Consider the following 7,751-nt stretch of genomic DNA (forward strand, 5'->3'; position numbering starts at 1 on the left):
TTTTGCTTACTTTTTCTTGGCGAAGCAAGAAAAAGTAAGACGCCCCGCAAGGGCGAAACCCGTGCCAATCGAAGCCGCAAGCTTCCAACAACCAACCGCAACATTTGAATTTCGATCAATTTTTCCGGTTGACCGTGGAATCCACCCCAGCGTTAAACTCCCCTTTACTAAACAACCAAAAAATTCGACCCAACCTGAACATGAACTTCATCCGCACCCTGACGCTCCGCCAGTTGCAGATCTTCGTCGTCGCCGCCCGCCACCTGAGCTACGCCCGCGCTGCCGAAGAGCTGCACCTGACGCCGCCGGCCGTCTCGATGCAGCTCAAGCAGCTCGAAGACAACGTCGGCCTGCCGCTGTTCGAGCGCATGGGGCGCGGCGTCGCCCTGACCGATGCCGGCGACCTGCTGATGCACCACGCCCTGCGCGTGCTCGGTGAAATCAAGGATGCCGAGGCCAACCTGCAAGGGCTGCTCGGTGGCGAAACCGGACAGTTGTCGGTCGGCCTGGTCAGCACCGCCAAGTATTTCATGCCGCGCCTGCTCGCCCAGTTCTCGCAGGCGCATCCCGGCATCGAGGTGCAGTTTTCGGTCGGCAACCGCGAGAGCCTGCTCCAAAAACTCCAGGACAACGCCATCGACCTCGCCGTCATGGGCCGCATTCCGGTCGAGATCGACGCCCACGCCGAGCCGATGGCCAGCCATCCTTACGTCCTGATCGGCCCGGTCGACCACCCGCTGCGCGAGGCACGCCGCTTCGACCTGCAGGAACTGCGCGGCGAAACCTTCCTGTTGCGCGAGGAAGGCTCCGGTTCGCGCCGCGTCGCCGAAGAAATGTTCAAGAACCACCTATTCACGCCGGCCCGGACGATCAGCATGGGCAGCAACGAAACGATCAAGCAGGCGGTGCTGGCCGGCATGGGCATCGCGCTCATTTCGCTGCACACCCTGCCGCTCGAACTGAAGACGGCCGAGGTCAGTGTGCTCGATGTCATCGGCACGCCGATCGAGCGCACCTGGTACGTCGTGCACATGAACAGCAAGCGCCTGCTGCCGGCCGGCCAGCGCTTCCGCCAGTTTCTGCTCGAACAGGCGGCGCCCGGGCTGGAAAAGGAATTCGGCCGCTACCTCGCCGCCCGCCCCAGCTCCGTTCGGGCTGAGCCCTTCGACTTGGCTCAGGACAGGCCTGTCGAAGCCCAGGCCCACAGCCCTTCGACAGGCTCAGGGCGAACGGGATTGCCGGATCAATAAATTGGTGCGCTACAATCTGGTGCACCGCAACAATCCCCGGACGCTACGATCATGCACCCACGCCTGATGCTTTCCGAGCTGCAGGAGCACCCGCTCCGCCAGCGCCTCAACAACGAATTCCACGCCCGGCCGCCGGTGCCGCTGGTCGGCGCCATGCTCGTCTCGCACCTGGTTTTCAAGCACAGCACCGAGAAAGCGCCAGCCGCCCGCGACAACCTCGCCAGGCTCTGCCAGGGCCACGTCTGCAACTCGATCGACAGCTCCGATTCGCACATGATGATCGATACCGGCGCCTTCCGCATGCGCTGGGAGTTGCACACCGAGTTTTCGAGCTACACCTTCTTCCGGCCGCTGGCCACCGGCGAAGAACTGCACCCGGATGTCACCGCCTTCGACGCGGTGCATCCCGAGTGGATTTCCGGCATCCCTGGCAAACTCATCGTTGCCACCCATGTCGAGCTACGGTCGACCGACGAAATCAGCCCGGAATCGGTCCTCGCCAGCCTGACGCCAAACGGCCGGACGATGGTCGCTGCCCGGGTCGCCGACGACACCGCCTGGATTTTCACCGACTTCAAGATCGACAACGGCTTCTCGCGCTTCCTTGTCCTCAATGCCGGCATGACCCAGCGCCAGACCGGTCGCACTGTGCAGCGCCTGGTCGAGATCGAAACCTATCGCCTGATGTCCCTGCTCGGCCTGCCGGTTGCCAAGGAAGTCGGTCGCTGGCTGTATGACGGCGAAAAGCAGCTGGCCGACCTGATGGACCACATCGGCCAGGCCAAATCAGCCGACGACGAGCGCGGCGTCCTCGGCATTCTGTCGGCGCTGGCCGCTGAAGTCGAACACTCGGTCGCCCGCACCACCTTCCGTTTCGGCGCCTCGCGCGCCTATCACGGGCTGGTCATGCAGCGCATCGAGGAACTGCGCGAAACGCGTATTTCCGGCCTGCCGACCTTCTTTGAATTCATGCAGCGCCGCCTGCTGCCGGCGATGAACACCTGCGAGGCAATCAGCCGCCGCCAGGAAGAACTCTCCGCCCGCGTCGCCCGCAACAGCCAGCTGCTGCGCACTCGCGTCGACATCGAACTTGAACGCCAGAACCAGGAATTGCTCGGCCAGATGAACAGCCGCGCCAAGCTGCAATTGCGCCTGCAGGAAACGGTCGAGGGCCTGTCGGTGGTCGTCCTCACCTATTACGGCTCGCAACTCGTGCAGTATCTGGCCAAGGGCACGAAGGAATTGCATCACCAGAACACCGACGTCATCACCGCTGTTTCCATCCCGTTGATTGCCGGGTTGGTAGCCTGGGGGACGCGCCGGATGCGCCGGAAACTCGCACGCGAGGAAGGCGCCAGCTAAAGCGCGGATGTTTTAGGAAGCACGGTATTCCGCCGGTAACGCGGAATGCGCGGCTAGCCGGCCAGCGGCAAGCTCACCCGGACCGCCAGTCCGCAACCGCCCGGCGCATCCTCGAGAACAATTTCTCCACCATGGCCGATGACAATCTCCCGGACGATGGAGAGCCCCAGGCCGCTGCCAGTGAAGTCGGCGTTATTCAGCCGGAAAAAGCGCCGAAACACCTGCTCGCGAAACTCGGGCGGAATGCCCGGGCCGTTGTCGATCACGCTGATCTGGGCGCTGGCGGCCTTGTCCGGCGCCAGCGCCACAGCCACGGTGACCATCCCGTTGCCCGGCGTGTAACGCAGGGCGTTGTCGACCAGGTTGGCCACCATTTCACGCAGCATCACCGGGTCGCCAAAAACCGGCAACGGTCGTCCGGAATCTTCGAAGCCGAGATCGATCGCCTTGCGCCCGGCCAGCGGCAGCAACTCGACGACCATGTCGCGGGCCACGGCGACCAGGTCGACCGTTTGTCGCCTCGCCGTGAAACCGTTGATCGGCTCGGCCCGCGACAGCGACAGCAACTGGTTGGTCAGGCGGATGGCGCTGCCCAGACTGTGGTGCAGCGCCTCGACCGCTGGCCGCATGTCGCTTTCGCCGTGCTGGCGCAGGGCGAATTCAGCCTGGGTGTTGAGCACGGCGAGCGGCGTCCGCAACTGGTGCGCGGCATCGGTGATGAAGCGGCGGCGGGCCTCGACCATGGCGTTGATACGTTCCATGTGCAGGTTGATGGCGGCGACCAGCGGTTTGACTTCGCTCGGTACGTCGACCGCATCGACCGGCGTCAAATCGTCGTCGGGCCGGACGCGGATGCTTTTGCCGAGCTTGTCGATCGGCCGCACGGCGATCATCGTCGCAAACAGCGCGACGGCCAGGGCGACGACGATCAGCAAGGCCTTGCGCGTCACCTCGCCGATGAACAGGCTGTGCACCACCTCGTGCCGGGTATTGGTCGTCTCGCCAAAGACGATCAGCACCGGCTTGGGGAATTCCTTGCGATAGAGCGGTTTGAGCAAGGCCCCCAGGCGTAGCGGCTGGCCCTTGTAGACGCCGTCGTAGAACACCGCGGTATTGGGCTCGATGCGGGTCGGCAGCGGCATGCCCTCATAGCCGGTAATCAGCTCTCCACCCGGCATGCCGACGCTGTAGAAAATGCGGTCCGAACTGCCGGCTTCGAACAGTTCGAGCGCCGAATAGGGAATATCGACGACGACCTCCTGCTCGGTGGCGTAGATGCGTTCGGCGATCCCTTTCAGCGACGCCGACAGCGAGCGATCGTAAGCCTGGTTGGCCGCCTTCAGCGCATCGCTGTAGCTCAGCCAGGCGTCGACCGTGAGCAGCGCGGAGAGCACGCCGACCAGCCAGATCGCCAGCCGCCGCTTCAGGCTCTGCGACTTCATTCCGCCTCCGGTTGGCCGGCGTCGATCAGATAGCCGAGGCCGCGGACCGTGGTGATGCAGACGCCGGAACCTTCCAGTTTCTTGCGCAGGCGGCAGACATAAATTTCGATGGCTTCGGCCCGCGCATCCTGATCCAGGCTAAAGACCTTTTCGAACAGCGCATCGCGCGCCACCGGCCGCCCTATCCGCGCCAGCAGCGCTTCAAGCACAGCCAGTTCGCGCGGCGTCAGGGCTAGCGCCGCGCCGCGTACGCTGGACTGACGACTGACCGTATCGAATTCGAGATCGCCCAGGCGAACCACCGGGTTCTGCCCGACCGAGCGGCGCAACAAGGCTTTCAGCCGGGCTTCCAGTTCGGCCAGCACAAAAGGTTTGGGCAGGTAGTCGTCGGCCCCCAGGTCGAGCCCCTTGATCCGGTCATCGACCGAGCCGCGCGCCGTAAAGATCAGCACCGGCACCCGCGAGCCGCGCGCCCGCAAGCTGCGCAGCACGTCGAGGCCATCCTTGCCGGGCAGCGACAGATCGAGCAGCACACCGTCGTATTCCCCGGTCAACAGGTAATGCTCGGCGTGATTGCCGCAATCGGCCGTATCGACGGCATAGCCATCCTGGCGCAGCGCCTTGGCCACCCATTCGCACAGTTCCGGGTGGTCTTCGACCAGCAGAATTCTCATTTCATGTCTCCTCGGCCGGTTTCTGGGCAGGGTACTCGCCGCGCTCCGGACTCATTGCCGGCGATTGTTCCGCTTCAAGGCAGCGAAAGCAAATCGAAAGCCTGTTTGTCTCTAATCACCTCCCACCCGGTGCCGTATTTGCCGGTCGATACCCCGGAAATTCCAACAAGGAGGAGACACCATGCACAAACATCCGATCAACCTCGCCATCCTGGCCTGCTTCGGCAGCCTGGCCCTGGCCGCCCCGGTTCATGCTGCCACGATGGACGAACTGCAGGCCGAGATTGCGGCGCAAAAGGCCCGCCTCGAAAAACTCGAGGAAGTCCTCAAAGCGACCGCGGCAACCGCCGCCAGCGCCACCAAGAAAGCCGAAAAAGCCAGCAAGGACGTGGCGGACAACAAGGGCAAGGGCCTGTCGATGCCGAACGGCCTGACCATCTACGGCATCGCCGATGCCGGCGTCGAGATCGGCGACTACGGCCGGGGTACCAAGGCCCGCGTCCAGAGCGGCCTCGGTTCGGCCAGCCGACTCGGTTTCAAGGGCCAGCGCAGCTTTGGCGACGACCTGACCGCCTACTTCCAGCTCGAAGCCGGCGTTTCCATCGACAACGGCCAGAATACCGGTCACTCCAGCAACGTCAGCAATCCCGGCCAGGGCGATGCGTCATCGGCCTCGGTCAACAGCACCGGCGTCGCCATTTTCTCGCGCAATACCTTCGTTGGCCTGAACAGCAAGAAATTCGGTGACATCCGCTTCGGCCGCGACTATGCGCCGATTTACGCGATCACCAGTCCGACCGACCCGTTCGGCGTCACCGGTGCCACCGCCTTCCGTTTGTGGGCCGGTGCCGCCGCCAGCCGCTTCGACAACGGCGTGTTCTACACGACGCCGAAGCTGGCCGGCTTCCAGGGCAAGCTCGCCTACTCGGCCGGCATGGAAAACAACAGCGACGCCAACGTCGGGGTGACCGGCGGCGCGCCGGGCAATAGCAACACCGGGCCGGACGACGAAGGCAAGGGCGCCAGCGCCAGCCTGACCTACGCCAACGGGCCGCTGTACGTCGGCGCCGGCTACCTGTCGTTCCAGCGCATGGGCACGGTCAGCGCACCGGCTACCGAGGGCAAGCAGCGCACCGCGTGGAACCTCGCCGCCCGCTACGACGTCGGCTTTGCCAAGCTGTACGCCCATTTCCTGCATGGCGAGGATACCCAGGAAGGCGCCGCCACCTACAAGAGCCTCGACCGCAACATCTGGTGGCTGGGCGCTGTCGTGCCGTTCATGGACCGCCATACCTTCCGCGCCGTCTACGGCCACCTCGACGACCGCATGAGCACCGACCGCGACTCCGATCACTTCGGCGTCGGCTACGAGTTTGCCCTCGACAAACAGACCGATCTCTACGCCTTCTACGCCAAGGTTACCAACCAGAATGGTGGCACCAACTCGCTGTGCGCCGGCGGCACCTGCCAGGGCTACGACAGCAGCTCCGGTTTGCCGGCCAATTATTCGCCGTCCTCGTTGATGCTCGGCGCCCGCTACAAGTTCTGACCACTGCGCCAACAGGGGCCGGCCCTACGACCATAGAAACAAAGGCTGGCCCTACGGTCGACGGCAAAAAAAGCCCAAAAACGGGCCACCGCCGAAAGGGGATCGAAAGGCTGGCCCGCTAGCATCTGCTTTACACGGCTCGCCAACGGGCGAGCCGAATGCAAAAATGAACAGACAGGAGACAATCATGAACATCACTCGTCGCACTTTCCAGCGTGGCCTGCTCGCCGGCCTGCTCGCCGGTGCCTTCGGCTTCGCCACGCCGGCCTTTGCCCAGTCCTCCCCCGACCTGATCGCCGCCGCCCAGAAGGAAGGCAAGCTGACCATCTACGGCGTCACCGATAACGAACAGACCAATCACCTGATCCGCGAATTCCGCACCCTGTACCCGGCGATCAAGGTCGAGTACAGCAACATGAGCACGACCGAGCTGTACAACCGCTTCATCTCGGAGACGGCAGCCGGCAGTTCGGCCGACGTCACCTGGTCGTCGGCCATGGACCTGCAGATCAAGCTGGTCAATGACGGCTATGCGCAGCCGCACAAGTCGGCCGAAACGGCCAGCCTGCCGGCCTGGGCCAACTGGAAGAACGAAGCCTTCGGCACCACCTACGAGCCGATCGGCATCGTGTACAACAAGCGCCTGGTGCCGGCCAATGAAGTGCCGCAAAGCCACGCCGACTTCGTCAAGCTGCTCAACAGCCAGTCGGCGAAATACAAGGGCAAGGTCAATACCTACGACCCGGAAAAATCCGGTGTCGGCTTCATGCTGGTCACCCAGGACAAGCAGGTCAATGCCGCCGGCTTCGCCGAATTGCAGAAGGCGCTGGGCGCTGTCCAGGCCAAGGTGCAGGCGTCGACCGGGACGATGATGGAACGCATCGCCTCCGGCGAGAACCTGATTGGCTACAACCTGAATGGCGCCTACGCGCTGACCCGGGCCAAGAAAGACCCGTCGCTCGGCATCGTGCTGCCCAAGGACTACACGCTGGTCATCAGCCGGGTGATGTTCATTGCCAAGCAGGCCCAGAACCCGAACGCCGCCAAGCTGTGGCTCGATTTCGTGCTGTCGAAGAAGGGCCAGGAGATCATCGCCAGCAAGGCCGATCTCTACGCCATCCGCGCCGACGTCGAAGGCGAGACCACGGCCAGCGGTCTGAAGAAGCAGCTCGGCGACGCGCTGCGTCCGGTGACCATCGGCACCGGCCTGTTGACCTACCTTGACCAGGCCAAGCGGCTCGAATTCCTCAAGCAGTGGAATAGCGCCGTCAAGGCCAAGTAAGCCGCCCCGCTGACGCTCCTCCCCCTTCAAGGGGGAGGCTGGGAGGGGGATGGGTTCCGGCCGAACCGGCTTTAGACCCATCCCCACCCCGGCCCTCCCCTTGAAGGGGAGGGAGTGACCGCCCCTCTCCCTTCCCGAGGTGACCCTCATGCTCCAAACATTGCCCCGGCGGGCAGTGGTGACCCTGCTCGC

Annotated in this window: 6 protein-coding genes; 4 read left to right on the forward strand and 2 right to left on the reverse strand. The window is 63.8% G+C overall.

The window, feature by feature from the left end; all coding sequences use genetic code 11:
• The first annotated feature begins 200 nt into the window (after positions 1 to 200).
• Together ADADOO_RS17560 and ADADOO_RS17565 are read left to right on the forward strand one after the other, a co-directional pair.
• Positions 201 to 1,250, forward strand: coding sequence for a LysR family transcriptional regulator (locus ADADOO_RS17560; RefSeq protein ID WP_511278811.1), 1,050 nt, complete (start codon positions 201 to 203; stop codon positions 1,248 to 1,250).
• 51 nt (positions 1,251 to 1,301) lie between these two features.
• The gene (locus ADADOO_RS17565) at positions 1,302 to 2,612 is read left to right on the forward strand and encodes a DUF3422 family protein (protein WP_511278812.1); all 1,311 of its coding nucleotides are present in this window, start codon (positions 1,302 to 1,304) and stop codon (positions 2,610 to 2,612) included.
• Positions 2,613 to 2,665: 53 nt separating this feature from the next.
• Here the strand turns inward: ADADOO_RS17565 and ADADOO_RS17570 are convergent, their stop codons facing one another.
• Positions 2,666 to 4,054: a sensor histidine kinase gene (locus ADADOO_RS17570; RefSeq protein WP_511278813.1), complete on the reverse strand. Its 1,389-nt coding sequence runs from the start codon at positions 4,052 to 4,054 to the stop codon at positions 2,666 to 2,668.
• Positions 4,051 to 4,728 (reverse strand): response regulator, encoded by a 678-nt coding sequence (locus tag ADADOO_RS17575; protein ID WP_511278814.1) that lies wholly within the window; start codon positions 4,726 to 4,728, stop codon positions 4,051 to 4,053. The genes ADADOO_RS17570 and ADADOO_RS17575 overlap by 4 nt, the downstream gene beginning before the upstream one ends.
• A 181-nt stretch (positions 4,729 to 4,909) precedes the next feature.
• On the opposite strand from ADADOO_RS17575, the gene ADADOO_RS17580 reads away from it, so the two are divergent.
• Together ADADOO_RS17580 and ADADOO_RS17585 are read left to right on the forward strand one after the other, a co-directional pair.
• Positions 4,910 to 6,277 carry a porin gene (locus tag ADADOO_RS17580; RefSeq protein ID WP_511278815.1) on the forward strand — a complete coding sequence of 456 codons (1,368 nt, stop codon included), beginning with the start codon at positions 4,910 to 4,912 and terminating at the stop codon, positions 6,275 to 6,277.
• 187 nt (positions 6,278 to 6,464) lie between these two features.
• Positions 6,465 to 7,559 (forward strand): ABC transporter substrate-binding protein, encoded by a 1,095-nt coding sequence (locus ADADOO_RS17585; protein WP_511278816.1) that lies wholly within the window; start codon positions 6,465 to 6,467, stop codon positions 7,557 to 7,559.
• Positions 7,560 to 7,751 lie beyond the last annotated feature (192 nt).

This window comes from Azonexus sp., assembly GCF_036170495.1.
Taxonomy (GTDB): domain Bacteria; phylum Pseudomonadota; class Gammaproteobacteria; order Burkholderiales; family Rhodocyclaceae; genus Azonexus.